The sequence below is a fragment of the Corynebacterium macclintockiae genome, from assembly GCF_027570165.1.
GTDB classification, from domain to species: Bacteria; Actinomycetota; Actinomycetes; order Mycobacteriales; family Mycobacteriaceae; genus Corynebacterium; species Corynebacterium macclintockiae.
The window spans coordinates 1-1135 of sequence record NZ_JAKMUV010000029.1 but is presented as its reverse complement, the minus strand read 5'-3'; the positions used below and the strand labels follow the sequence as shown (position 1 = coordinate 1135).

Sequence of the window (1135 nt, the reverse complement as noted above, 5' to 3'; positions counted from 1 at the left end):
CGTGATCTCGTCGGTGAACTCTGGCAGATCGATGGACTGGTCTATCGCCTCTTTGACCACGCCCACACACATGTCACGATTTACCAGATCATCGATGATGCCAGCAGGTTCGATGTCGGAACCACAGCGTTCGCTCTGCCAGAAAACGGTACTGATGCGCGCGCTGTGCTGGCCGCAGCGTTCGCCGCCTACGGCAAGCCCCAAGAAATCCTTTCCGACAATGGCGATGCGTTTGCCACCTATCACCGGGGTTTTCTCTCTGCTACTGAAACTTGGCTCGCCAGCCAAGGCGTTCTTGCTATTGCTGGTTTCGCCCCGACAACCCAGGGAAAAGACGAGCGCTCTCACCGCACGTTGACCCAGTTCCTCGATGCACGCCACCCAGTTAGCCTTGCTGAGGTCAACGCCTATCTGGCTGAAAATCGCCAGGTGTACAACGAGCGACGACGGCATCAATCACTGCTGGTCGGCAAAATGCACATCACACCACGCCAGGCTTTCGATACCTTCCCCAAGGCACCGCCGCCTACGCATCCACTCGATCCTGAGCAGGTCTGGGCCCGCGTAGTCGCCTACAACCAGGCGCACAATCCGCACGCTGTACCCGAAATGCTAAACGGCCCCGTGGAAGCGGCAACTTCACACGAGGCCAGCACCGATGACATGGCAGCTCAGCAGGGCATACCTTCCACCGATACCCCCACACTAACGGTGCCGACGACAAATTCAACAAACCATTGGGGCATCCCAGACCAGCTCTGCGTGAGCAAAGATGGCGTTGTACGCGTGTGCGGCTTCGGTCTCTACATTGGGCTGAGGTTTAAAAACCGCAGGCTCTACTCCACGGTCACAGCCGATAACGTTGCGGAGTTTTACACGGCCCATGACGGTGAATTCCTCTTCAGCGTGCCGCTGCCAATCACGTTGAGCCACAGGCCACCAGGTGGCCAGATCAACATCAACCTCGTTGAAGGAATGAAACATCGCCAACCACCGCGGATGAACCCGAAACTATCCAAACCCCGGCCGACACGCAGGCCATAACCATAAACCGCTAGAAGTGTCCAAGAACTCCATGGACTCCTTGTCCAAGAAGACACCGGACTCCATGTCCAAAAACCCTATGGACATAACA

At 56.7% G+C, this 1135-nt stretch carries 1 protein-coding gene; it reads left to right on the top strand.

Annotation, left to right across the window (positions count from 1 at the left end; translation table 11 throughout):
- Positions 1-1044: integrase core domain-containing protein (locus L8U58_RS10130; protein ID WP_269955272.1), on the top strand; the 1044-nt coding region annotated here is incomplete at its 5' end.
- Positions 1045-1135: the final 91 nt, after the last annotated feature.